Source organism: Micromonospora sp. BRA006-A, from assembly GCF_033433935.1.
In the GTDB taxonomy this organism is placed as follows: Bacteria; Actinomycetota; Actinomycetes; order Mycobacteriales; family Micromonosporaceae; genus Micromonospora; species Micromonospora aurantiaca.
This window is the reverse complement of sequence record NZ_JANCLW010000001.1, coordinates 1,095,360-1,118,634: the sequence shown is the minus strand read 5'-3', so window position 1 is coordinate 1,118,634 and position 23,275 is coordinate 1,095,360. Positions and strand designations below refer to the sequence as shown.

The following is a 23,275-nucleotide window of genomic DNA, read 5'->3' as shown; positions in this document are numbered from 1 at the left end:
GGGTGTGTGGCGCTCCGGTCATCGCCGCCTGCAGCAACCGGCGTGGGGCCGTCCGGTCCGTCGGCGGGCGGAAGGGGAGCGCCGCCGAGGCGACCCGGATCACGCATTGGCGCTCGGGGGTGAGGTGGGTCACGATGGGTGGAAGGAGGCGCTGGTGGCTGACCCGTGGCTCGCCCTGGAGTTCGGCGCGGATCCGGCGGAGCGGATCGCGCAGATCGGTGCCGCCCACGAGGCCTTCCTCACCGCCGGCACCACCTCCGGCCGGGTCCGGGAGGTGGTGGCCCGGTCCTGGGAGCGGTCCGCGCTGCTCGACCCGGAGACCACCGCGCCGGTCGACCTCACCGACGACGCGTTGGAGACGTACCGCGCCGCGCATCCGCTGGCCCGGGTGATGCCGCTCTTCCGCGACCTGCTCGGCGGCATCGCGCAGGACGGCGCGCACCTGATGGCGGTCTGCGACGCCGCCGGGCGGCTGCTCTGGGTGGAGGGCCACCCCGGGGTGCTGCGGCACGCCGAGCGGATGAACTTCGTACCGGGCGCCCGCTGGGACGAGGCGCACGCCGGCACGAACGCTCCCGGCACCGCCCTCGCCGTCGACCACGGCGTGCAGATCTTCGCCACCGAGCACTTCGTCCGGCCGGTGCAGCGCTGGACCTGCGCCGCCGCGCCGATCCACGACCCGGCCAGCGGCGCGCTGCTCGGCGCCGTCGACATCACCGGCGGGGACCACCTGGCCAACCCGCAGAGCCTCGCGCTGGTCCGGGCCACCGCCCGCGCCGCCGAGGCGTTCCTGGCCGGTGCCGCGCCCGCCGCGCCGGACGTGGCGTACGTGTCGGCGCTCGGGCGTGACGAGGCGGAGCTGCGCGTCGGCGGCCGGCGCATCCGGCTCGGCCGGCGGCACAGCGAACTTCTGGTGCTGCTCGTCGACCATCCCGAGGGCCGGACCGGGGAACAACTCGGCCTCGACCTCTACGGCGACGACAGGCGGCACCCGGTCACACTGCGCGCCGAACTGTCCCGGCTGCGCCGCGTGCTCGGCGAGGAGTTGCTCGACTCCCGCCCGTACCGGCTGCGGCCGGCCGTGCGCGCCGACTTCCGTACCGTCACCGAACTGCTGGAACGTGGCGATCCGGCGGCGGCGCTGCGCGCGTACCCCGGGCCCCTGCTGCCCTTGTCGGACGCGCCGGGAGTCGCGCGACTGCGCCGCCTGGTCGACGGCCAGTTGCGCGCCGCCGTGCTGGCCGGCGCCGACCCGGGGCTGCTCGCGGCCTGGACCGCGACGGCGGCCGGGTCCGACGACCTGGCCGCCTGGCAGGCCCTGGCCCGGGCGTTGCCGCCGGGCGCGCCCCGCCGGCCGCTCGCGCTCGCGCGGGCCCGCCAGCTCGCCGAGGAGTACGCGCTGCCGCGCGCAACGTTCCTGCAACGTCCCGGAAACTAGCCTGCCCGCCATCCACCCCAGACGGACGGCGGAGGTACCCATGACGCGCTACGACGCCCCCACCCACTGGCAGTCCCGCTACGACCACTACATCGGCGGCGAGTACGTGAAGCCGCACGGTGGGAAGTACTTCGAGAACCCGACCCCGGTGACCGGGCAGACCTTCTGCGAGGTGGCCCGGGGCACCGCCGAGGACGTGGAGAAGGCGCTCGACGCGGCGCACGGCGCAGCCGACGCGTGGGGCCGCACGTCGGTCGCCGAACGCTCGCTGATCCTCAACCGGATCGCCGACCGCATGCAGGACAACCTGGAGTCCCTCGCGATCGCCGAGACGTGGGAGAACGGCAAGCCGGTACGCGAGACGCTCGCCGCCGACATCCCGCTCGCGATCGACCACTTCCGCTACTTCGCCGGCGCGATCCGGGCGCAGGAGGGCTCGCTCGGCGAACTCGACGACGACACGGTGGCCTACCACTTCCACGAGCCGCTGGGCGTGGTCGGGCAGATCATCCCGTGGAACTTCCCGATCCTCATGGCGGTGTGGAAGCTCGCCCCGGCACTGGCCGCCGGCAACGCGGTGGTGCTCAAGCCGGCCGAGCAGACGCCCGCCTCGATCCACTACCTGCTCTCGCTGATCGGCGACCTGCTGCCGCCGGGCGTGGTGAACGTGGTGAACGGCTTCGGCGTCGAGGCGGGCAAGCCGCTCGCGTCCTCGTCGCGGGTGGCGAAGGTGGCGTTCACCGGGGAGACCACCACCGGGCGGCTGATCATGCAGTACGCCAGTGAGAACATCAAGCCGGTCACGCTGGAGCTGGGCGGCAAGAGCCCGAACATCTTCTTCGACGACGTCAGCGCCGCCTCCGACGACTTCCGGGACAAGGCGCTCGAAGGCTTCACCATGTTCGCGCTCAACCAGGGCGAGGTGTGCACCTGCCCGTCCCGGGCGCTCATCCAGCAGGGCCACTACTCCGACTTCCTCGCCGCCGCCGTCGAGCGGACGAAGGCGGTCAAGCAGGGGCACCCGCTGGACACCGACACGATGGTCGGCGCGCAGGCGTCGAACGACCAGCTCGAGAAGATCCTGTCCTACCTGGACATCGGGCGGCAGGAGGGCGCCCGCGTCCTCACCGGCGGTGAGCGGGCCGACCTCGGCGGCGAGCTGTCCGGCGGCTACTACGTCCAGCCGACCATCTTCGAGGGCGACAACTCGATGCGGATCTTCCAGGAGGAGATCTTCGGCCCGGTCGTGTCGGTGACCTCCTTCGCCGACCTGGACGACGCCGTGAAGATCGCCAACGACACGCTGTACGGGCTCGGCGCGGGCGTGTGGACCCGGGATCTGAACACCGCGTACCGGGCCGGGCGGGCGATCCAGGCCGGCCGGGTGTGGACGAACTGCTACCACGCCTACCCGGCGCACGCGGCGTTCGGCGGCTACAAGCAGTCAGGCATCGGCCGGGAGAACCACAAGATGATGCTGGAGCACTACCAGCAGACCAAGAACCTGCTGGTCAGCTACTCGCCGAAGAAGCTGGGCTTCTTCTGATGGGCGACACCGTGACAGTGACCCCCGCGGCGGCCGACCTGATCCGGTCGCTGCGGGGGCAGCACGGCCCGCTGATGTTCCACCAGTCCGGCGGCTGCTGCGACGGCAGCGCCCCGATGTGCTACCCGGCCGGTGAGTTCCGCACCGGCGGCTCGGATGTGCTGCTCGCCTCGCTGGCGGTCGACGGCGTGCCCGAGCCGGTGGAGTTCTGGATGTCGAAGGCCCAGTGGGAGCTGTGGCGGCACACCCGGCTCACCGTCGACGTGGTGCCCGGCCGGGGCAGCGGCTTCTCCCTGGAGGCACCGGAGGGCGTCCGCTTCCTCATCCGGTCCCACCTGAACCGCTGATCTGTCCGAGATCTTGCAGCTCGCGGGCATCGCGGCGGTGGGATGCTGACGCCGTCCACTTCGGATTACGCGTCCCACCACCGCGCGAGTCGCTACCGGGTCGCGTTCCGCCACCGCCCGACAGGAGACCGCGCATGAACCCGGTCCGACAGCCAGTGCTCGCCGCCGGCCTCACCGCCCTCGCCACCGCCGCCACGCTCGGGCTCGCGCCGGGTGCCGCCGTCGCCGCCCCGGCGGCCTCTGTCTCTCCCACCATCTCCGTCAACTGGTTCGGCGCGGCCGACGTACGGGCGCACACCGCCACCGTCGGCGGCCGGTTCGACTGCGGGGCCGAGCGCGGCCTCGCGTACATCGAGGTGCACCTCGAGCAGCGGGTACGGCGCGGGCCGGTCACCGGCTTCGGGTTCGGCGTGATCGGCGCGTGCACCGACGACCGCACCGCCGGCACCTGGACCGCCACGATCCCCGCCGACCAGGGCACCTTCCGCCCCGGCCGGGCCACCACGATCGCCCGCCTGGTGATCGAGCCCAACTCGATCACCGAAACCACAGAGCCCTTGCGCCTGCGCCCCCGCTGCACCCGTCCCTGACCCTCGCCCTCCCTCGCCTCGCCCTCCCGCCCTTCTCCCCCGCGATCTTGCACTTGGTGCCCGTTGTTTGTCCGACAAGTTCCTTTTGCGGGGTAGGCAAGTGCAAGATCGCGAGGGTCGGCGGGGCGCGGGGGCGGCGTGGGGGCAGGGCGAGGGCGGGGCCAGGCGGCTGTCAGGGGGTCAAGGCCGCACGGAGGGTGGCGAGGATGTGGGACGGACGGCCGTACAGGTCGCGGTCGGTGAAGTAGCGCATCCGCCATCCGTTGGCGTCCAGCCAGTTGATCCGGTCGCGGTCGTACCGCATGTGCTCCCGGTCCAGGTGGGACAGCCCGTCGTACTCGACCCCCACCCGCCGCTCGCGGTAGCCCAGGTCGATGCGGAAGCGCGGGATGCCGTACCGGTCGTGGATCCACATCTGCGGCTCCGGGACCGGCAGCCCGCCGTCGAGCAGCAGCAGCCGTAGCTGGCTCTCCTGCCGGCACTCCGATCGGCCGTCAGCCCGGGGCACGAGATCGCGCGCCTGCCGGACGCCCCGCAGACCCTGATGCAGGGGTAACTCGGCCGCAAGGTCGTCGGTCGTCGCAGCGCCCGAGCGGAGTGCCGCGTCCAGCACGGGGAGGGCATCCATCCGGCGTACGCCTCGGGCCAGGTCGACCGCACACTGCGCGGCCGGCACGCACGGCAGGCCGCCGACGAGCACCGGCCGGACCGGCAGGACCGAGTGGTGGACGACGAGGCCCGGCAGCCGGGGCTTGGCGACACCCGGCGGCAACTGCACGTGGACCGCGGATTCCCGGAGTACGCCGAATCCGTGGCGGCGTGCCGCACTCTGCATGGCCAGCAACGCGCCGTCGGGAAGACACAGCAGCAGGGCTCGCAGTTCGTCCTCGTCATCGCACGGCGTCGGCGCGTAGACACCGCGCCGTACCCGGATCAACTCCTCCCGCTTGACCTGCGTGCGTACTCGCTTCACGGTGAGCACCCGCATCAGTTCCCGGGTCCGCCACAGCTGCGTCGACATCCCCGAACCATGCAGCCCCAACCCGGCCGGCTTCCCTCACCGCCCGCCTCCCCTGTGGACAAGACCCGCGATGTGCACAACCCCCACCGTCCCCCACCCTTGTGCTAAGCCTTCCCCCACCCGCGCGATCTTGCAGCTGATGCCCTCCGAGCGCCCGGGATGACCGGAATGCCGGGGCCGAAACTGCAAGATCAACGGGGAGGAGGGGAGGGCCGCGCTCAGCGGTCATCCAGGAGCGGCTGGGTGGGGTTCCACGGGATTCCGGTTTCGGCGTCGTGGCGGCGGCGGGCTATCGCGGACAGCGCCTCCAGCACCACCCGGTTGCCCAGGTACGCGGTGATGTCGGCGTGGTCGTACGGCGGGGCGACCTCGACCACGTCCAGCCCGACCACCGGCAGCTCGTAACAGACCCGGCGCACCGCGTCGAGCAACTGCCGGGAGGTGAACCCGCCCGGCTCGGGTGTGCCGGTGCCGGGCGCCATGCCCGGGTCGACCACGTCCACGTCGACGGAGAGGAACACGCCCTCGCACTCGTCGGTCGCGATGCCGAACGCCTCGGTCAGGCAGGTGTCCAGGCCGCGCGCCACGACTTCGGTCATCTCGTACGAGCGCATCCGCTGTTCCGCCATCCACGCCAAAGTGTCCGGGCCGGGCCAGTAGCCGCGCAGCCCGATCTGGAGGAAGCGGTCGCCGCGTACCGCGCCGGACTCGATGAGCCGGCGCATCGGCTGGCCGTGGCCGTGCAGCGAACCGAACTCGACGTCGCCGGTGTCGGCGTGCGCGTCGAAGTGCACGAGCGACACCCGGCCGAGCCCGTGGTGCCGGGCCACGCCTGTGGCGTCGGGCAGCGCGATGGAATGGTCGCCGCCGAGGACCACCGGGATCGCCCCGGCGGCGGCGACCGCGTGCACGGCGGTCTCCAGTGCGGCGAGCGAGCGCTCGATGTCGCCGCTGAACATCTCGACGTCGCCGGCGTCGTAGACGCACAGGTCCTTCAGCGCGTCCACGCGCAGCGCCAGCGACGGGCGGGAGCCGTCGTGCGGCAGGTAGCAGGCCTGCCGGATGGCGGACGGCCCGAACCGGGTGCCCGGCCGGTGCGAGGTGCCGCCGTCGAACGGCGCTCCGATGATCACCACGTCCGCGTCGGCGTACGTGACCGGTTCCTCGACGGTGCACGGCGGCACGCCGAGGAACGTGATGTCGGGTCCGTACATCGGGCCGTACCGGGTCATCGTTCCTCCATCCCCCACGGCGAACCGTAGCCGGTGAGCAGGTCGAGGAAGGGGGTCGGCGGGAACGCCTCCGGGCCGAGCACGCCGATACCGGACCAGGCGCCGGTGGCGAGCAGTTCCAGCGCGACGACCGGGTTGACGGCGGTCTGCCAGACCACCGCCTGGTGGCCGTACTCGGCCATCGACCACTCGTTGTCGACCACGTGGTAGAGGTAGACGCGGCGCGGCCGCCCGTCGGGGCCGGTGCCGGTGACGTACGTGCCGGCGCAGGTCTTGCCGCTCATCCGGTCGCCGAGCGTGGCCGGGTCGGGCAGCGCGGCGGCCACCAGGTCGCGCGGCGACACGTCGACGCCGCGTACCCGCACCGGCTGGGTGGAGTCCAGCCCGAGTTTGTGCAGCGTGCGCAGCACCTCGATGAACTCGGCGCCGAGGCCGTACTTGAAGGTGATCCGCTTCGCCGGCACCCAGCGCGGGATGAGCAGCACCTCCTCGTGCTCGACGTTGACGCACTCGACCGGGCCGATCCCGGCCGGGAAGTCGAACACCTCCGGCTCGCTGAACGGTTCGGTGGTGAACCAGCCGCGCCCGGCCTCCCAGATCACCGGCGGGTTGAGGCACTCCTCGATGGTGGTCCAGATGGAGAACGACGGCGCGAACTCGTAGCCGGCGACGGTGAGGTTCGCGCCGTCGCGTACCCCGATCTCGTCGATCTCGGCGAAGAGTTCGTCGGCGGCGTAGCGGGCGAAGACGTCGGACAGGCCCGGTTCGACGCCGATGCCGCAGAGCGCGAGCCGCCCGGCCGCGGCCCACCGCTCCGCGACGGCGAACTGCTCGTCGCCGAGCTTGACCCCGGTCTCGGCGTAGGGGTGCTCGGGGTGCGGCCGGGACAGCGACATCGCCATGTCCAGGTAGTCGGCCCCGGCGGCGAACGCGCCGTCGAAGATCGGCATGACGAAGCGCGGGTCCACCGCGTTGAGCACGTGCGTGATCCGGTGTTCCCGGCACAGCGCGGCCACCGCGTCGGCGGAGGCGGCGTCCACTGTGGCGGCGACGAACCGGTCGCCGTGCCCGGCGACGGCCCGCGCCGCACGCGCCGGGTCGTGGTCGGCGACCACCATGATCTCGAAGAAGGTACGGCGGGCGGCGATGGATACGGCGGCGGAGCCGACGCCACCGGCGCCGACGAGGAGGATACGCATCAGGAGTCGAACCCCAGTCCAAGACGGTCGAGAGTACGGAGCCAGAGGTTGCGCCGACCGTCGCGCGCGTCGGCGCGGGCGAGCGACCATCGGGTGAGGTTGATGCCCACGGACCGGGCCGGTTCCGGCGGGAACGGCAGCGGCTTGCGGCGCACCAGGTCGAGCCGGGTCAGCGGGGTGTCGGTGCCGGAGAGCAGGTCGAGCGTCACGCGGGCCCCGAACCGGGTCGCGCCGACGCCGAGCCCGGTGAATCCGGCGGCGTACGCCAGGCGTCCGGAGTACGCGGTGCCGAAGAACGCGCAGAACCGGGTGCAGGTGTCGATGACGCCACCCCAGCGGTGACTGAACCGCAGCCCGTCGAGTTGGGGGAAGGTCGAGAAGAAGTGCGAGGCGAGCGTGGTGAAGGTGGCCTCGCGCTGCTCCAGCGCGGGCGCCACCCGGTTGCCGTAGTGGTAGACGGCGTCGTAGCCGCCGAACAGGATCCGGTTGTCGGCGGTGAGCCGGTAGTAGTGGAACTGGTTGCCGGTGTCCGCGAGTCCCTGCCGGTGCCGCCAGCCGATCGCGTCGCGCTGCGCCTCGGTCAGCGGTTCGGTCATCAGCGCGTAGTCGTAGACCGGCACGATCCAGGAGCGCAGCCGGCGCAGCAGCGGCGGGAACGCGTTCGTGGCGAGCACGACCTGTCGCGCCCGTACCGTGCCGGGTGCCGCGTCCGCGCCGCCCGACGTCCTGGCGAGCAGCGCGGCGCCGTCGCGGGCCAGGCCGGTGACGCGGGTGTGCTCGTGCACGCGTACGCCCAGGTCGAGCGCGGCCCGGCGCAGTCCCCAGGCGAGCTTCGCCGGGTCGAGCAGGGCCACCCGGTCGGCGTCCCACATCCCGCCCAGGTACGTCGGCGACGCCACCTCGGCGCGTACCTCGTCGCGGTTGAGCAGCCGCACGTCGTGGCCGTACCGGCGGGCCAGCTCGGCGTCCGCGGCGAGCCCGTCGAGCTGGTACGGCTCGACGGCCACCGCCAGTTCGCCGGTGCGTTCGAAGTCGCAGTCGATGTCATACTTCGCCACGGTGGCGGCGATGGCGTCGAGGTTCTCCCGGCCCAGCCGTTCCAGCTCGCCGATCTCGCCGGGGAACCGTTCGACGCCGTTGGCGAGCCCGTGGGTGAGCGACGCGGCGCAGAACCCGCCGTTGCGCCCGGACGCCGCCCAGCCGCACGTGCCCGCGTCGACGAGCAGGACGTCGCGGTCCGGGTCGGCCTCCTTCGCGAGCAGTGCGGTCCACAGTCCGGCGTACCCGCCGCCGACCACGAGCAGGTCGGCGGTGTGCGTGCCGGACAGCGGCGGCAGCGGGTCGGGGCGAACCGGGCGGTCCAGCCAGTACGACACGGGCGCGGCGTCGGCCAGCGCCCGGCTGGTATGCGGGAGTGTCATGGCTTGCCCGCCGGTGTGGCGACCACCGCGAGGGCGGCCCGGCGCGCCCGCCGCCCGCGCAGCGAGGTGGCCCCGACCAGCAGCAACGCGATCACGAACATGGCGGTGCCGATCACGTTCACCTGCGGCGGAATGCCCCGCTGGGAGGCGCCCCAGACGTACATGGGGAACGTGACTGTGGTGCCGGCGTTGAAGTTCGTGATGATGAAGTCGTCGAAGCTGAGCGAGAACGCCAGCAGCGCGGCGGCCACGATGCCGGGTAGCACGAGCGGCAGCGTGATCCGGCGGAACGTCTGCCACTCGCTGGCGTACAGGTCCATCGCGGCCTCCTCCAGCCGCCGGTCCATGCCGGAGAGCCGGGCCTTCACGGTGACCACGACGAACGACACGCAGAACATGACGTGCGCGATGACGATGGTCCAGAAGCCCTGCGGCACCCCGGCGGCGACGAAGAGGGCGAGCAGCGAGGTGCCCATCACCAGTTCCGGGGTGGCCATCGGCAGGAAGATCAGCCCGTTGAGCCCGGACCGGCCGCGGAAGCTGTGCCGGACCAGCGCGAACGCCATCAGCGTGCCGAGGAGCGTGGAGACGACCGTGGCGATGAGCCCGATCTGCATGCTGCGCACCACCGCGTCGCACATGTCCGAGGTGGCGCAGGGCTGCTTCCAGTTGTCGAGCGTGAACTCGTTGAAGTCGTAGGAGAGCCGGCTGGAGGGCCGGTTGAAGGACAGGCCGGCGACCACCATGATCGGCAGCGTCAGGTAGCCGAGGACGAGCAGTGCCACGCCCATCACCCACCGGTCGGCGAGCCAGCGCTTCAGTTTGCTCACAGGACGTCCTCCGTTCCCGCGCGGCGCAGGTAGACGAAGACGATCGCCAGGATCGCGGCCATCAGCAGGAACGACAGCGCCGCGCCCTGCGGATAGTCCAGCCGGACCAGGAACGCCGAGTCGATGACGTTGCCGATCATGTACTCGTTCGGCGTACCGAGCAGCTCGGCGTTGATGTAGTCACCGGTGGCCGGGATGAAGAACAGCAGCGTGCCGGCGATCAGGCCGGGCATCGACAGCGGCAGCGTGACCTTGGCGAACGCGCGCAGCGGGCTCGCGTACAGGTCGCTCGCCGCCTCCAGCAGCCGGGGATCGAGCCGCTCCAGGCTCGCGTACAGCGGCAGCACCAGGAACGGCAGGAAGTTGTACGTCAGCCCGAGCACCACGGCGATCGGGGTGGCGAGCAGCCGGCCGTCCGGTCCGAGCAGGTGCACGTCGCGCAGCAGCCCGACCAGCGCGCCGTTGTCCGACAGGATGGTCTTCCAGGCCAGCGTGCGCACCAGGAAGCTGGTGAACATCGGCGCGACCACCGCGACCAGCAGCAGGTTCTTCCATCGGCCGGCCTTCTGCGCGATCGCGTACGCCAGCGGGTAGCCCATCAGCAGCGCGAGCACCAGCGCGATCGCCGAGTAGAGGAACGACCGGGAGAACTGCGGCCAGTACGCCTGCAACGCGTCCGGGTAGTTGCTGAACGCCCAGGTCATGGCGTACCCGGTGGAGAGCGAGCCGGCCGGGTCGTAGAGGCTGGCCGAGGCGAGCTGCACCAGCGGGAGCGCGAAGAAGACGAGCAGCCAGACCGCGCCGGGAAGCAGCAACAGGTACGGCAGGAGCCGGCTGCCCCCGCGCCGCACCGGCGGCGGCGCCGGTTTCCCGGCGGAGGTCGGTACGTGGGCCAGCGCGCTCATGGCAGCGCACCCACCGGCGGCTCGTCGAGCAGCGGCGCGGTCTGGTCGTCCTCACCGGCGGCCCGGGGCAGCAGGAACGCGTGCCGCGGATCCCAGTGCGCGGTCACCGCCGTACCGACCGCGAGTTGACCGCCCAGCCCGCTGTTCGCGGCGAACGCGGACAGTTCGCTGCCCCACGCGGTGCGCACCAGGTACTGGGTGCTCACCCCGACGTAGGAGGCGTCGGTGACCACGCCGCCGACGTGCTGGTGTCCGGCCGGCACCCGGTCCGGGCCGTCGACCAGGTGCAGCTTCTCCGGACGTACGCCGAGGAAGGCCGGACCGTCGGTGAGCCGGGCCCGGCCGGCTGGTACCGAGAAGCGCGAGCCGTGCGCCGTGACCAGCACGTCGTCGGCGGCGCGACCGCCGGCTTCGGCGGCGAGCAGGTTGGACTGGCCGAGGAAGTTCGCCACGAACGCGGTGGCCGGGTACTCGTAGATGTCGGCGGGCGCGCCCAGTTGCTCGATCCGGCCGGCGTTCATCACCGCGACCGTGTCGGCCATCGTCATGGCCTCCTCCTGGTCGTGGGTGACGTGCACGAACGTGATGCCGACCTCGGTCTGGATCCGCTTCAGCTCGATCTGCATCTGCCGGCGCAGCTTCAGGTCGAGCGCGCCGAGCGGCTCGTCGAGCAGCAGCACCTGCGGGTGGTTGATGAGCGCCCGGGCCAGCGCGACGCGCTGCTGCTGGCCGCCGGAGAGCTGGGCCGGGCGGCGCCGGCCGTACCCTTCAAGTTGCACCAGGGCGAGCATCCGTTCCACCTGGTCGCCCACGTTGCGGATGCCGCGGCGGCGCAGCCCGAAGGCCACGTTCTCGTGGATGTCCAGGTGCGGGAAGAGGGCGTAGCTCTGGAAGACGGTGTTGACGGGCCGCTTGTACGGCCGTAGCCCGGCGATGTCCTGCTCGCCGAGCAGCAACTTGCCGCTCGTGGGCTGTTCCAGCCCGGCGATCATCCGCAGCGTGGTGGTCTTGCCGCAGCCGGACGCGCCGAGCAGGGCGAAGAACGAGCCCTGCGGGATGGTCAGGGTGAGGTCGTCGACGGCGGTGAAGACGCCGAACCGCTTGGTCAGGTCGACCAGTCGCAGGTCACCGGCCGGGGTCTGCTGCCCCTTCACGCGCCGATCACCTGCTGGAACTTGGTCTCGTACTCCTTCTCCTGCGCCTCGTCGAGCGCCATGAAGACCTTGGCCTTGGACAGCATGGTGTCGTCCGGGAAGATCAGCGGGTTGTTCGCCAGGTCCGGGTCGATCTTCTCCATCTCGGCCTGCGCGCCCTGCACCGGGCAAATGTAGTTGACGTACGCGGCCAGCTTCGCCGCCACCGCCGGGTCGTAGTAGTGGTTCATCAACGCCTCGGCGTTGGCCTTGTGGGTGGCCTTGTTCGGCACCAGCATGTTGTCCGACCAGAGCATGACGCCGGACTCGGGCACCACGAACTTGATCTTCTCGTCGTCGAAGCCGAGCTGGACCACGTCGCCGGACCAGCCGATGCACGCGGCGATGTCGCCCTTGGCCAGGTCGGGCGCGTAGTCGTTGCCGGTGAACCGCCGGATCTGCTTGCTGTCCACCGCCTTCTTCAGCTTGTTCAGCGCGTCGTCGAACTGGGCCGAGGTGAACTTGGCCGGGTCGTGGCCGAGCGACTGGAGCAGCAGGCCGATGGTGTCGCGCATCTCCGACAGCACGGTCACCTTGCCCTTGAGATCGGGGCGGGTGAGCAGCTCGTCGACGGTGCGGATCTCCTTGGTGACGTTGGCGTTGTACGCGAGCCCGGCCAGGCCGGACTGCCACGGGACGGCGAGCTGGGTCTCGGCGTCGAAGGAGCGACCGCGCAGCGACTGCAGCAGGTTCGCCTCGACGTTCGGCATCTTCGACTTGTCCAGCTTCTGGACCCAGCCGAGGCGGATCACCCGGGCGGCCATCCAGTCGGTGAGCACCATGATGTCCCGGCCGGTGCTCTGGCACCCGGCGAGCTGGTTGCGTACCTTGCCGAAGAACTCGTTGTTGTCGTTGACGTCCTCGGTGTACGTCACCTGGATACCGGTGGCGGCGACGAACGCGTCGAGCGTGGGGCGCTTGGACTCGTCCTTCTCGTCGGTGTCCATGTACTGCGGCCAGTTCGAGAAGGCGACCTTCTTCTCGGTGGCGGACAGATCCTCGCTCTTGCATCCGGCTTCGGTCTGCTGGGCGCCCTTGGTCCCGCAGCCGGCCAGGGTGCCCGCGGTGGCGAGCAGCGCGGCCGAGCCGACGGTCCCGGTGAGCAGACCACGCCGGGTGAGGGGCCGGAGGGGACTACGCATGTGACGACTCCTTGGGGGGCATCGTCGGCGGCGGGACGGGGGCGGCGCGCCGGCGGGAGGGTCAGTGGCGATGGACGACTGATCCTGACATGAGAAAACCTCTCTCACAAGGGATTCCGTTGCCGGAATAGCCAGTCGCCACGAAATACGCCAGACTGCGCGGGGCACTACGCTCAACACGGAGATTCGGACACGAGGAGCGTCGATGGTCAACCGGCACCAGGAGAACGGAAACGGCGGCCGTCGGATCACTGTGCGTGACGGAGCCAACCACGCTCTGCTCGATGACGTGGCCAAGCAGATCATCGAGCAGCTCCAGGAGGACGGGCGCCGCCCGTACGCGAGCATCGGCAAGGCGGTCGGCCTCTCCGAAGCGGCGGTACGCCAGCGGGTGCAGCGGCTGCTCGACGCGGGCGTCATGCAGATCGTCGCGGTCACCGATCCGCTCCAGCTCGGCTTCCCCCGCCAGGCCATGATCGGGCTGCGCACCGATGGCGACCTGGAACCGGTCGCCGACCGGCTGGCCGAGTTCGAGGAGATCGACTACGTGGTGATCACCGCCGGCTCGTTCGACCTGCTGGCCGAGGTGGTCTGCCGCAACGACGCGCACCTGCTGGAGATCCTGCAGAAGCTGCGCGGCGTGCCCGGGGTGCTCTCCACCGAGGCGTTCGTCTACCTGAAGCTGCGCAAGCAGACCTACAGCTGGGGCACCGCCTGATGCGGATTCCGTTGACAGCGCAGTGATATAGCGCTGAATCCGTCGCGCCGAAGCTTGTTCGCTTGCCTTATCGGCATCGCCTGTGGGATAACCGTGGGCAGAGCGGCCGGTGTCACCCCTGACCGGCCCGAGACCCGATGGGGCTGACATGGCCAACGCCACCGACCATCTCTGGATGCACTTCACCCGTATGGCGAGCTACCCCGCCGGCGAGGTTCCGACAATCGTCCGGGGCGAGGGCGCGTACGTCTGGGACGCGCAGGGCCGCCGCTACCTGGACGGGCTGGCCGGGCTGTTCGTGGTGAACGCCGGTCACGGCCGCGCCGAGCTGGCCGAGGCCGCCGCCAAGCAGGCCGGCGAGCTGGCCTACTTCCCGCTCTGGTCGTACGCCCACCCGAAGGCCGTCGAGCTGGCCGAGAAGATCGCCACGCTCACCCCCGGCGACCTGAACCGGGTCTTCTTCACCACCGGCGGCTCCGAGGCCGTCGAGGCGGCGTGGAAGCTGGCCCGGGCCTACTTCAAGCGCACCGGCAAGCCCACCAAGCACAAGGTGGTCAGCCGCTACATCGCCTACCACGGCACCTCGATGGGCGCGCTGTCGATCACCGGCCTGCCCGGCATCAAGACCGACTTCGAGCCGCTGGTGCCCGGCGGCATCAAGGTGCCGAACACCAACTTCTACCGGGCCCCCGAGCACGGCGACGACGCCGAGGCGTTCGGCCGCTGGGCCGCCGAGGAGATCGGGCGGGCCATCGAGCGGGAAGGGCCGGAGACGGTCGCCGCCGTCTTCCTGGAGCCGGTGCAGAACTCCGGCGGCTGCTTCCCGCCGCCGCCCGGCTACTTCGAACGGGTACGTGAGATCTGCGACGCGTACGACGTGCTGCTGGTCAGCGACGAGGTGATCTGCTCCTGGGGCCGGCTCGGCGAGTACTTCGGCGCCGTCCGGTACGGCTACCAGCCGGACATCATCACCACCGCCAAGGGCATCACCTCCGGCTACGCCCCGCTCGGCGCGATGATCGCCAGCGAGCGGCTGATGGAGCCGTTCCTCACCGAGACCGGCATGTTCGCGCACGGCGTGACGTTCGGCGGCCACCCGGTCTCCTGCGCGGTCGCGCTGGCCAACCTGGAGGTGTTCGCCCGGGAGAACCTGATCGGGCACGTCCGCGCCAACGAGGGCGCGTTCCGGTCCACCCTGGAGAAGCTGCACGACCTGCCGATCGTCGGTGACGTCCGGGGCGACGGCTACTTCTACGGCATCGAACTCGTGAAGGACAAGACGACCCGGGAGACGTTCGACGAGGCCGAGTCCGAGCGGCTGCTGCGCGGCTTCCTGTCCACCGCGCTGTTCGACGCCGGGCTCTACTGCCGGGCCGACGACCGGGGCGACCCGGTGGTGCAGCTCGCCCCGCCGCTGATCGCCGACCAGCAGCACTTCGACGAGATCGAGCAGATCCTGCGCGCGGTGCTGACCGAGGCGTGGTCGCGGCTCTGACGCCGATGACCGACTACCGGCACCTGTCGTACTGGCTGTCCGGCCTGGACGAACCGCTGACACCGCGACCCGGGTTGCCCGGCGACACGGACGCCGACGTGGCGATCGTGGGCGCCGGGTACACCGGGCTGTGGACGGCGTACTACCTGGCCCGCGCCGACCCCACGTTGCGCGTCGTCGTGCTGGAGCGGGAGATCGCCGGGTACGGCGCGTCGGGGCGCAACGGCGGCTGGTGCTCGGCGCTGTTCCCCACCTCGCTGCCGGCGCTGGCCCGGCGGCACGGCCGGGACCGGGCACTGGCCATGCAGCGGGCCATGCACGACACCGTCACCGAGGTGGGGCGGGTCGCCACCGCCGAGGGCATCGACTGCGACTGGCGGGCCGGCGGCACGGTGACGCTCGCGCGCGGCGAGGCGCAGCTCGCCCGGGCCCGCGCCGAGGTCGCCGAGGCCCACGCGCACGGGCTGACCGACGACGACCTGACGCTGCTCGATGCCGGCGAGGCCGCCGCGCGCTGCGCCGCCGAGGGGGTACGCGGCGGCACGTACACCCCGCACTGTGCCGCCGTACACCCGGCGAAGCTGGTCCGGGGCCTGGCCCGGGCGGTGGAGCGCCGGGGCGTCCGCATCCACGAGCGCACCCCGGTGACCGCGCTGCGGCCGGGCGCGGCGGTGACAGCGGCAGGCGTGGTCCGGGCGCCCGTGGTGGTGCGTGCGACGGAGGGCTACACGCCGGGGCTGCCGGGCCGGCGGCGCACAGTGGCGCCCGTCTACTCGCTGATGGTGGCCACCCCGCCGCTGCCCGAGGAGACGTGGGCGCGGATCGGGCTGGCGGATCGGGAGACGTTCTCCGACTACCGGCACGTCATCGTGTACGGCCAGCGCACCGCCGACGGCCGGCTCGCGTTCGGCGGGCGGGGCGCGCCCTACCACTACGCCTCCCGGGTCCGGCCGGGCTTCGACCGGGAGCCGCGGGTGTTCGCGGCGCTGCGCCGGGCGCTCGGGGAGCTGTTCCCGGTGCTCGGGCCGGAGGTGCCGGTGACGCACGCCTGGGGCGGGCCGCTCGGCGTGGCCCGGGACTGGGCCGCGTCGGTGGGGCTGGACCGGCGTACCGGGCTGGCCTGGGCCGGCGGCTACGTCGGTGACGGCGTCGGCACCAGCAACCTCGCCGGGCGTACGCTCGCCGACCTGATCCGGGGCGTGGACACCGACCTCACGGCACTGCCCTGGGTGGGCCACCGCTCCCCCCGCTGGGAGCCGGAGCCGCTGCGCTGGCTGGCGATGAACGCCGGCCTGAAGATCATGTCCTCAGCCGACCAGAGCGAGCACCGCACGTCCCGCACGTCCCGCCGAGCCGATCTCTTCAACCGCTTCCTGGGCCACTGACCCCGGTGCGCCCGGGGTTCATGATCGACACCAGTCCGGGGTGGTGGTGGGGTCCGGGTGGCCTGGATGGCGCCACTTCCCCGTACTGGTGTTGACCTTGGTCTGGCCCGGGGGCCGTGGCCGGGGCGGGGTCGTTCAGTGGTGGGGTGGGATGACCCGGAGGTGGCCCCGGCGGCCCTGCTGGGGGGTCTGGGGCTTGGTGGTGGGCTCGTCCTCCGGGGGACGCGGCGGGGCGGGGCGAGCGGCCTCGCGTACCGCCTCGGCCAGCGCCACCAGGTCGTCGGTGGTGGGCGGCGGCGGCTCGAACTCGCCCTCGTGCCGCACCACGTCCCAGCCGCGCGGGGCGGTCAGGCTGCGGGCGTGCGGCTCACACAGGTCGTACGTGTGCGGTTCGGCGAACGCCGCGAGCGGGCCCACCACCGCCGTCGACTCGTTGTAGACATAGGTCAGTGTGGCGACCGCTTGCCGGGGGCAGCCGTTACGGGAGCAGCGCCGTGGTGACCTCACGGCGGCAGGGTATCCCCATTACCGGGTCCGGCGCACCGCTTCGCGTTACGACACGCCCGTCATGGTGATCACAATTCCGCCGATCGGCACATCGGCGCGCCGGTCGGCCGCGCGACGGCGGGTGGACCGCCGACCCGGGCTACCCTGTCCGTCATGACGAGCCCGCAGAACCGCCGCCCCGGCTCCGGCCGGCGCACCCACCGTGACCGGCACGGTCGCGGGCTGCGCGGGCGGCTGGTGCCGGCCACGGTCCCGCTGGCGCGGACGAAGGCCGAGGTCTTCGACGATCTGGTGCTCGACACGGTGGAGACGCTCGAACGCCGGTTCGCCAAGGAGCTGGCCGGGGTGGAGTTCGCGGTCGAGGACGTCCCGCCGGATCTGAACGTCTACGACTCGGACGTGCTGGAGGACGGCGAGGTGCCGCTCGCCCGGCTGCTGCCGGGGCGGCCCGGCCGCCAGGAGGTGCCGCCGCGGATCGTGCTCTACCGGCGGCCGCTGGAGTTCCGCGCGATGGACCGCGAGGACCTCGCCGACCTGGTGCACGACGTGATCATCGAGCAGGTGGCGAATCTGCTCGGGGTCGACCCGGACGAGCTGGCCTGACCGGCCCGGCCGGGCAGACGCCGCCACCCGGCCGGACGAGGCGGCCGGACGACGACCCGGGTCCGGGCGGCCCCCACCGCCCGTGGACCCGTACGTGGATCAGGCGGCGACCCGCCGCTTGAGCTTGCGCCGCTCCCGCTCGGAGAGGCCACCCCAGATTCCGAATCGCTCGTCGTGGCCGAGCGCGTACTCCAGGCATTCCGTCTTCACTTCGCACCGCGAGCAGATGCGCTTCGCCTCGCGGGTCGAGCCGCCCTTCTCGGGAAAGAACGCCTCCGGGTCGGTCTGCGAGCAGAGCGCTCGCTCCTGCCACTCCGGCGCGTTCCCGAGCAGGTCGGCCACCTCGAGCTGGCCGTCCATCGATTGCCTCCTTGTCGCGCACCGGCGTCATTCGCCGCTGCAACCCCCCACGCGAAAGGCGTGCCTGTCCGTACGGTCACCATTTGTTGCGTTCCGTGCGAACAACCCCATTCAAATTACACGCGTGTAATGCGTGCGCCGTCAAGCCAAACTTGATAATGGAGTCGCCCTCCCGACACGTCCGTGACGACCGCCCCGGTCGCCCGTAGCCTCGCAACCTGCCCTATCGATTCAGACCCCGGACGAGTAACGCCCTCCCCGGCGAGTTGCCGGAAGTTTTCTGCCGTGGCGCATCGCCGGCAGGCCGGCCGGACGCCCCCGCCGGCCGCTCGTACCAAGATCAGAATTGGTGGGGCAAAGGGTAACCCGCTTCCCGTGGTACCGCCCGTCGAGCCGTCCAACGCCGACCGCGCCCCGTCCATGATGTGGACGAGGCGCGGGTTCCGGCGCGACTGACGGATCAGTCCAAGCGGGCTGGTGAGCTGGTGGGCCAAACGAATTCGGCGATCGACCCACCGGTGACCGAGATCGCGCCGGCGGACGTACTCTCGTCCCACCAGACGGTATACACACCCGCCTCCAGATCCGGGTAGACCGCACTGTGGAACACCCCGTCCCGGACATGCCGCTCGCGTACGGCGGAATGGGTCCGCGGGCCGTCGAGGTCCACCCGGCTGATCTCGATCTCCCGGCCGTGCAGGTCCCGCCCGGTGTGGATGATCAGCGCGCCCCGGTCGCCGCCGAGGTCGAGCACGACGCTGCCGACCTCCGACGGGCCGAGATCGTGATGGTGTGACATTCGCCGGCTCCCGTCAGGACTTCTTCGCCTGCGGGTTGCCGAACCCGTCGTACGGCGTGCCGAGGAACGGGAAGTCGGCCAGGAACGGCGCGGTGACGTCGGCCGCGCTCAGGCCGGGAGTCACCGCCGCGGCGGCGGCGTCCGGGCGGAACGTCTTGTCGACGAGCGGCACGGTCAGCCCGGCGATGGCGCGCAGCGCGATCGTCACCACGTCGTCGGCGGGACGGCGGCCGTTGGGGAAGCCGGCCAGGTCGCCGCCGAGCACGCCGAACCGGTCCGGGGTACGGCTGGGCCGGATCGCCGTGTTCAGCCGCAGCATGTCCGCCTGCACGTCACCTGTGGTGTTGGCGAAGCCGTCGATCAGTCCGGCCGGGACGCCGGTGAGCAGGATCGCCACCAGGTCGGCACGCGGCTTCTTGGACTTGTTGAGCGCGTCCAGATTGGGGAACACACCCGGGTAGAGCGCCGGCAGCAGCCCGGCCAGCTCGGGCCGCTCCACGAACCCGGCGAACCGCTTGTCCTCCGACGGTGGCAGCGTGTTCCAGACGTCCTTCCTGGACATCGGCACGATGACCTCGTTGAACAACGGGTTACCGAGCCGCGACACCTGCGTGAAGGGTCCGGCCGCGGTGTCGGCGGCGACCCGGTCCCCCAGCACCCGCACCTGCCGGCGGGACGCGCTGGTCCAGACCCCGATCGTCGAGGCGCGGTCGGCGTAGCCGTAGCGGGACGCCTTGCGGCGTACCTGGCGCAGCGGCACCTGCACGGCGAGGCTGTGCACGTTGAGCCGGTCCAGCGCGTTCACCGGCTCGCCCTCGGTGCGGAACAGCTTCTTGCCGGCGACGTGCAACTGCTGGAACGGCCGCAGCGTGCCCAGGTCGAACACCGCGCCCAGGTCGACGAAGAAACCGTCGGCGCGTTGCCCGGCGAACACCTTCTCGCCGGTGGACAGCTTGAACGTCGCCTGCCGGACCAGGTTCTGGTAGTTCGGCGTGGAGAGCGGGCCGACGTTGCACGGCGGACAGGGCAGCTTGTGCGCCAGCACTCGGGCGCGGCCGTCCGCGATCCGGGTCAGCCGGTAGAACTGCCGCCGGTTCCAGTTCTTGCTCTCCAGCGACTCGATCGGCCCGGTGTTGTAGAGAAAACTGTTCTGGTTCGTGATCTCGGTAGTGAATTCGAAACGATAGGTGACGTCCGGATAACCGTCCCCGTCGTTGTCGATGTGAATCTCGTACCGGACGTCGTCACCGAACTCGAAGAAGTTCGGGCCGCCGGACGGAAGCTGTACCGGCACGTAGTTGGCGATCAACGTGACCGTGTCCGGCTGGCTCGGCGTGACGAACGCGTACAGGTCGGAACTGTCGGCGACCGGATCCTTGGCGATCTCCGGGGCTTCGCGGTGAGAGGACATGGCGGACGCACCTTCGTCGGGGGAACGGAAGTCGGAACCGGCGCCGGGAGCCCGCGCCGGCGGAGGGTGGGATCAGCGCCGGCCGGCGGCGCGCACCAGGCGGTCGGCCAGGCCGCGGTCGCGCACCTCGACCCGGTTGGTGCCGACGAAGACGTCCATGACGCCGGCGGCGGCGTCGCGGAGGTGGACCACGATCGGCTCGTCGCGCCGGCTCGCCGTGGGCGCGTTCTGCGCGGCGGACAGGCCCGGCACGGTCAGGGCGGCGGCGCCCAGTGTCGCGCTCGCCGCGGCGGTGAGCGTCTGCCTGCGGGTCAACCGCGGCCAGGTCCGCCGTTTCGGCGCCTCGGTGGTCTCGTCAGTGCTCATCGGCAACCTTTCCGGACCGGCGCCGCAGCGCCGCAGCGGGCCGGGCGCCCGGACACCGCCGGGCCCCGGTTCGGGGTCACCGGCGGCGGTCCTCGCCGAAACCGCCGCCGGCATCCACAGGTACGGGCCGCGGCGGGGAAAGGTTCGACCTCAGGCGCGGGCGTGACCGTACGCGGTCGTCCGCTTGCGGAACGGCCGCCCAGCGGCGGTGGCGATGGCGCGCAACTGCTCCTCGGTGCGGGCCGATCCGTTGCCCGAGCCGGCCATCCGGGAGATCGTCTCCTCCATCAGCGTGCCGCCCAGGTCGTTGCAGCCGCCGCGCAGCATCTCCACGGTGCCCGCGTCGCCGAGCTTCACCCAGGAGCACTGGATGTTGTCGATCCGGCCGTGCAGCAGCAGCCGGGCCATCGCGTGCACCACCCGGTTCTCCCGCCAGGTCGAACCCGGGCGGGCGATGCCGGCCAGGTAGATCGGCGCGTTCGTGTGCACGAACGGCAGCGCCACGAACTCGGTGAACCCGCCGGTACGGTCCTGCACGCCGGCCAGCACCCGGAAGTGGGCCAGCCACTGGCCCGGGTGGTCCACGTGGCCGTACATCATCGTGGAGCTGGACCGGATGCCCAGCTCGTGGGCCGTGCTCACCACGTCGACCCAGGCGGAGGCCGGCAGTTTGCCCTTGGTGAGCACCCAGCGCACGTCGTCGTCGAGGATCTCGGCGGCGGTGCCCGGGATGGTGTCCAGCCCGGCCTCGCGGAGCTGGAGCAGCCACTCCCGCACCGGCACGCCGGCCTTCGCGGCGGCGGTGACGATCTCCATCGGGGAGAACGCGTGCACGTGCATGTCCGGCACCCGCGCCTTGATCGCGCGGACGATGTCGGCGTACCCGGTCACCGGCATCTTCGGGTCGATGCCGCCCTGGAGGCAGACCTCGGTCGCGCCTGCGGTCCACGCCTCCTCGGCCCGGTCGGCCACCTGCTCGAGCGAGAGCCGGAACGCGTCGGCGTCGCTCTCCCGCTGGGCGAACGCGCAGAACCGGCAGCCCACGTAGCAGACGTTCGTGAAATTGATGTTGCGGTTGACCACGTAGGTCACGTCGTCGCCGACGGCGTCCCGGCGCGCGTCGTCGGCGAGCCGGCACAGCTCGTCCAGCGCCGGGCCGTCCGCGCCGAACAGCGCCAGCGCCTCGGCCTCGTGCGCCGGCGTCAGCAGCGCCGCCGGGTCGTCGGCGGCGAGCCGCAGGCCCGCGCGCAGGTCGGCGTCCGCGCCGGCACCCAGCGGTACGCCGGCGCGCGCCTGCGGCGCCACCTTGCCGGCCACCTCGGTCCAGTCGCCGTACACGCTGTCGAAGTCGCCCCGCCGGTCGTCGGTACGGCCGGTGACGTCGATGGTGACGTGCAGGTCGGTGCGGCCGCCGTAGACCTCCTCCGGCTCCTGCCACGGCCGTCCCTCCGGGCGGGCCGCCTCGACCGCGAGCCCGGTGGCCGGGTCGGCGAGCGCCGTGACGTGCGGCAGCAGGCGCGGGTCCAGCCACGGCTCGCCCGCACGCACGTACTCCGGGTAGACGGTCAGCCGCTCGCGCAGCGTGAACCCGGCACTCGCGGTACGCGCCGCCAGCTCGTCCAGGTGCGGCCAGGGCCGCTCCGGGTTGACGTGGTCGGGCGTGACCGGGGAGACGCCGCCCCAGTCGTCGATGCCGGCGCGCAGCAGCAGGTCGTACTCGCCCGCGATGAGGTTCGGCGGAGCCTGGATACGGGCCTTCGGGCCGAGCAGCACCCGGGCCACCGCCACTGTGGCGGCCAGGTCGTGCAGCTCCGCGTCCGGCATGCCGCGCATCGCGGTGTCCGGCTTGGCGCGGAAGTTCTGCACGATCACCTCCTGGAGGTGGCCGTACTCCCGCATCGCCCGGCGGATCGCGAAGATCGCGTCGACCCGCTCGGCCCGGTCCTCGCCGATGCCGATCAGGATGCCCGTGGTGAACGGCACCCCGACCCGGCCGGCGTCGTCGAGCACCCGCAGGCGTACCGCGGGTTCCTTGTCCGGCGAGCCGTAGTGCGGGCCGCCCGGCTCGGACCAGAGCCGGGTGGCTGTGGTCTCCAGCATCATGCCCATGCTCGGCGCGACCGGCTTGAGCCGCTGCAGCTCCGACCAGGTGAGCACGCCCGGGTTCAGGTGGGGCAGCAGGCCGGTCTCCTCCAGCACCGCCACCGCGCAGGCGCGCAGGTAGTCGAGTGTCGAGTCGTACCCCCGCTCGTCCAGCCACCGGCGGGCCGCCGGCCACCGCTCCTCGGGCCGGTCGCCGAGCGTGAACAGCGCCTCCTTGCAGCCCTGCGCGGCGCCCTCGCGGGCGATCGCCAGCACCTCGTCGCGTTCCAGGTAGGCGGCGGGCAGCCGGTGCGGCACGGTGGCGAACGTGCAGTAGTGGCAGCGGTCCCGGCAGAGCCGGGTCAGCGGGATGAAGACCTTCTTCGAGTACGTCACCACGCCCGGCCGCCCGGCGTCGCGCAGCCCGGCGTCGCGGATGTCGCCGGCGATCCGGAGCAGGTCGTCGAGCATCGGCCCGCGAGCGGCGAGCAGCGCGCTCGCCTCGCCGGCGTCGAGCGCCCGGCCGGTGGCGGCCCGCCCCAGTGCCCGCCGGATGCTCGCCTCGGTCGGTTCGGGGTCGCTGCGATCAACCATCCGCCCAGCCTAGGCGCTGCCGGACGGCCGGATGCCCGCCCCCGGTCGCGATCCGGGCAGCGGGACGAACCGGGTGGTCCCCCGCACAGCG

22 protein-coding genes are annotated in these 23,275 nt (G+C 71.9%); 8 read left to right on the top strand and 14 right to left on the bottom strand.

Annotated features, from left to right (window positions below; translation table 11 throughout):
* Positions 1-154: 154 nt before the first annotated feature.
* The 4 genes from NMK34_RS05545 to NMK34_RS05530 all read left to right on the top strand — a co-directional run bounded on the left by NMK34_RS05545 (position 155) and on the right by NMK34_RS05530 (position 3,921).
* Positions 155-1,438: a transcriptional regulator gene (locus tag NMK34_RS05545; protein WP_318332479.1), complete on the top strand. Its 1,284-nt coding sequence runs from the start codon at positions 155-157 to the stop codon at positions 1,436-1,438.
* A 40-nt stretch (positions 1,439-1,478) separates the two neighbouring features.
* Positions 1,479-2,984, top strand: a complete 1,506-nt coding sequence (gene adh / locus NMK34_RS05540; RefSeq protein WP_318332478.1) for an aldehyde dehydrogenase — start codon at positions 1,479-1,481, stop codon at positions 2,982-2,984.
* On the top strand, positions 2,984-3,331 hold the full coding sequence (locus NMK34_RS05535; protein ID WP_318332477.1) for a DUF779 domain-containing protein: 348 nt from the start codon (positions 2,984-2,986) through the stop codon (positions 3,329-3,331). Before adh ends, NMK34_RS05535 begins: the two co-directional genes overlap by 1 nt.
* A gap of 134 nt (positions 3,332-3,465) precedes the next feature.
* Positions 3,466-3,921 (top strand): hypothetical protein, encoded by a 456-nt coding sequence (locus NMK34_RS05530; RefSeq protein WP_318332476.1) that lies wholly within the window; start codon positions 3,466-3,468, stop codon positions 3,919-3,921.
* A 172-nt stretch (positions 3,922-4,093) separates the two neighbouring features.
* Here the strand turns inward: NMK34_RS05530 and NMK34_RS05525 are convergent, their stop codons facing one another.
* From NMK34_RS05525 to NMK34_RS05490, 8 genes are all read right to left on the bottom strand, one after another.
* Entirely contained in the window at positions 4,094-4,942 is an 849-nt protein-coding gene (locus tag NMK34_RS05525; protein ID WP_318332475.1) for a DUF559 domain-containing protein, read from the bottom strand.
* A gap of 218 nt (positions 4,943-5,160) precedes the next feature.
* Positions 5,161-6,174, bottom strand: a complete 1,014-nt coding sequence (gene speB, locus NMK34_RS05520; protein ID WP_318332474.1) for an agmatinase — start codon at positions 6,172-6,174, stop codon at positions 5,161-5,163.
* On the bottom strand, positions 6,171-7,373 hold the full coding sequence (locus NMK34_RS05515) for a saccharopine dehydrogenase family protein (RefSeq protein WP_318332473.1): 1,203 nt from the start codon (positions 7,371-7,373) through the stop codon (positions 6,171-6,173). The genes speB and NMK34_RS05515 overlap by 4 nt, the downstream gene beginning before the upstream one ends.
* A complete protein-coding gene (locus tag NMK34_RS05510; RefSeq protein ID WP_318332472.1) occupies positions 7,373-8,794 on the bottom strand; it encodes an FAD-dependent oxidoreductase in 1,422 nt (473 codons plus the stop codon). The genes NMK34_RS05515 and NMK34_RS05510 overlap by 1 nt, the downstream gene beginning before the upstream one ends.
* Positions 8,791-9,624, bottom strand: a complete 834-nt coding sequence (locus NMK34_RS05505) for an ABC transporter permease (RefSeq protein WP_318332471.1) — start codon at positions 9,622-9,624, stop codon at positions 8,791-8,793. Before NMK34_RS05505 ends, NMK34_RS05510 begins: the two co-directional genes overlap by 4 nt.
* Positions 9,621-10,529 (bottom strand): ABC transporter permease, encoded by a 909-nt coding sequence (locus tag NMK34_RS05500; RefSeq protein WP_318332470.1) that lies wholly within the window; start codon positions 10,527-10,529, stop codon positions 9,621-9,623. Before NMK34_RS05500 ends, NMK34_RS05505 begins: the two co-directional genes overlap by 4 nt.
* Positions 10,526-11,683, bottom strand: coding sequence for an ABC transporter ATP-binding protein (locus NMK34_RS05495; protein WP_318332469.1), 1,158 nt, complete (start codon positions 11,681-11,683; stop codon positions 10,526-10,528). Before NMK34_RS05495 ends, NMK34_RS05500 begins: the two co-directional genes overlap by 4 nt.
* Entirely contained in the window at positions 11,680-12,864 is a 1,185-nt protein-coding gene (locus tag NMK34_RS05490) for a spermidine/putrescine ABC transporter substrate-binding protein (RefSeq protein ID WP_318332468.1), read from the bottom strand. The genes NMK34_RS05495 and NMK34_RS05490 overlap by 4 nt, the downstream gene beginning before the upstream one ends.
* A gap of 205 nt (positions 12,865-13,069) precedes the next feature.
* Between NMK34_RS05490 and NMK34_RS05485 the strand changes: the two genes are divergently transcribed.
* From NMK34_RS05485 to NMK34_RS05475, 3 genes are all read left to right on the top strand, one after another.
* Complete coding sequence (locus tag NMK34_RS05485; RefSeq protein ID WP_318332467.1) at positions 13,070-13,582, top strand: Lrp/AsnC family transcriptional regulator; 513 nt, start codon at positions 13,070-13,072, stop codon at positions 13,580-13,582.
* A gap of 148 nt (positions 13,583-13,730) precedes the next feature.
* Entirely contained in the window at positions 13,731-15,077 is a 1,347-nt protein-coding gene (locus NMK34_RS05480) for an aspartate aminotransferase family protein (protein ID WP_318332466.1), read from the top strand.
* A 5-nt stretch (positions 15,078-15,082) separates the two neighbouring features.
* Positions 15,083-16,462, top strand: coding sequence for an FAD-dependent oxidoreductase (locus tag NMK34_RS05475; protein ID WP_318336279.1), 1,380 nt, complete (start codon positions 15,083-15,085; stop codon positions 16,460-16,462).
* 135 nt (positions 16,463-16,597) lie between these two features.
* On the opposite strand, the gene NMK34_RS05470 is transcribed toward NMK34_RS05475, so the two are convergent.
* Entirely contained in the window at positions 16,598-16,969 is a 372-nt protein-coding gene (locus tag NMK34_RS05470) for a DUF3499 domain-containing protein (RefSeq protein ID WP_091418612.1), read from the bottom strand.
* 153 nt (positions 16,970-17,122) lie between these two features.
* Between NMK34_RS05470 and NMK34_RS05465 the strand changes: the two genes are divergently transcribed.
* On the top strand, positions 17,123-17,572 hold the full coding sequence (locus tag NMK34_RS05465) for a metallopeptidase family protein (protein ID WP_018787548.1): 450 nt from the start codon (positions 17,123-17,125) through the stop codon (positions 17,570-17,572).
* A 99-nt stretch (positions 17,573-17,671) separates the two neighbouring features.
* Here the strand turns inward: NMK34_RS05465 and NMK34_RS05460 are convergent, their stop codons facing one another.
* The 5 genes from NMK34_RS05460 to NMK34_RS05440 form a co-directional block, all read right to left on the bottom strand.
* A complete protein-coding gene (locus NMK34_RS05460) occupies positions 17,672-17,932 on the bottom strand; it encodes a WhiB family transcriptional regulator (RefSeq protein WP_013284161.1) in 261 nt (86 codons plus the stop codon).
* Positions 17,933-18,392: 460 nt separating this feature from the next.
* Positions 18,393-18,731, bottom strand: coding sequence for a hypothetical protein (locus tag NMK34_RS05455; protein ID WP_013284160.1), 339 nt, complete (start codon positions 18,729-18,731; stop codon positions 18,393-18,395).
* Between the two features lie 13 nt (positions 18,732-18,744).
* Positions 18,745-20,142, bottom strand: a complete 1,398-nt coding sequence (locus NMK34_RS05450; RefSeq protein WP_318332465.1) for a DUF4331 domain-containing protein — start codon at positions 20,140-20,142, stop codon at positions 18,745-18,747.
* 72 nt (positions 20,143-20,214) lie between these two features.
* The gene (locus tag NMK34_RS05445; RefSeq protein WP_091418605.1) at positions 20,215-20,508 is read right to left on the bottom strand and encodes a hypothetical protein; all 294 of its coding nucleotides are present in this window, start codon (positions 20,506-20,508) and stop codon (positions 20,215-20,217) included.
* A 150-nt stretch (positions 20,509-20,658) separates the two neighbouring features.
* Positions 20,659-23,184, bottom strand: a complete 2,526-nt coding sequence (locus NMK34_RS05440; protein ID WP_318332464.1) for a bifunctional FO biosynthesis protein CofGH — start codon at positions 23,182-23,184, stop codon at positions 20,659-20,661.
* Between the last annotated feature and the right edge of the window lie 91 nt (positions 23,185-23,275).

Excerpts from the sequence above, each read along its gene's own strand:
- adh (WP_318332478.1), top strand. The coding sequence starts at position 1,479 with ATGACGCGCTACGACGCCCCCACCCACTGGCAGTCCCGCTACGACCAC.
- NMK34_RS05535 (WP_318332477.1), top strand. The coding sequence starts at position 2,984 with ATGGGCGACACCGTGACAGTGACCCCCGCGGCGGCCGACCTGATCCGG.
- NMK34_RS05530 (WP_318332476.1), top strand. The coding sequence starts at position 3,466 with ATGAACCCGGTCCGACAGCCAGTGCTCGCCGCCGGCCTCACCGCCCTC.
- NMK34_RS05525 (WP_318332475.1), bottom strand. The coding sequence starts at position 4,942 with ATGTCGACGCAGCTGTGGCGGACCCGGGAACTGATGCGGGTGCTCACC.
- speB (WP_318332474.1), bottom strand. The coding sequence starts at position 6,174 with ATGACCCGGTACGGCCCGATGTACGGACCCGACATCACGTTCCTCGGC.
- NMK34_RS05515 (WP_318332473.1), bottom strand. The coding sequence starts at position 7,373 with ATGCGTATCCTCCTCGTCGGCGCCGGTGGCGTCGGCTCCGCCGCCGTA.
- NMK34_RS05510 (WP_318332472.1), bottom strand. The coding sequence starts at position 8,794 with ATGACACTCCCGCATACCAGCCGGGCGCTGGCCGACGCCGCGCCCGTG.
- NMK34_RS05500 (WP_318332470.1), bottom strand. The coding sequence starts at position 10,529 with ATGAGCGCGCTGGCCCACGTACCGACCTCCGCCGGGAAACCGGCGCCG.
- NMK34_RS05490 (WP_318332468.1), bottom strand. The coding sequence starts at position 12,864 with ATGCGTAGTCCCCTCCGGCCCCTCACCCGGCGTGGTCTGCTCACCGGG.
- NMK34_RS05485 (WP_318332467.1), top strand. The coding sequence starts at position 13,070 with ATGGTCAACCGGCACCAGGAGAACGGAAACGGCGGCCGTCGGATCACT.
- NMK34_RS05480 (WP_318332466.1), top strand. The coding sequence starts at position 13,731 with ATGGCCAACGCCACCGACCATCTCTGGATGCACTTCACCCGTATGGCG.
- NMK34_RS05475 (WP_318336279.1), top strand. The coding sequence starts at position 15,083 with ATGACCGACTACCGGCACCTGTCGTACTGGCTGTCCGGCCTGGACGAA.
- NMK34_RS05465 (WP_018787548.1), top strand. The coding sequence starts at position 17,123 with ATGACGAGCCCGCAGAACCGCCGCCCCGGCTCCGGCCGGCGCACCCAC.
- NMK34_RS05460 (WP_013284161.1), bottom strand. The coding sequence starts at position 17,932 with ATGGACGGCCAGCTCGAGGTGGCCGACCTGCTCGGGAACGCGCCGGAG.
- NMK34_RS05455 (WP_013284160.1), bottom strand. The coding sequence starts at position 18,731 with ATGTCACACCATCACGATCTCGGCCCGTCGGAGGTCGGCAGCGTCGTG.
- NMK34_RS05450 (WP_318332465.1), bottom strand. The coding sequence starts at position 20,142 with ATGTCCTCTCACCGCGAAGCCCCGGAGATCGCCAAGGATCCGGTCGCC.
- NMK34_RS05445 (WP_091418605.1), bottom strand. The coding sequence starts at position 20,508 with ATGAGCACTGACGAGACCACCGAGGCGCCGAAACGGCGGACCTGGCCG.
- NMK34_RS05440 (WP_318332464.1), bottom strand. The coding sequence starts at position 23,184 with ATGGTTGATCGCAGCGACCCCGAACCGACCGAGGCGAGCATCCGGCGG.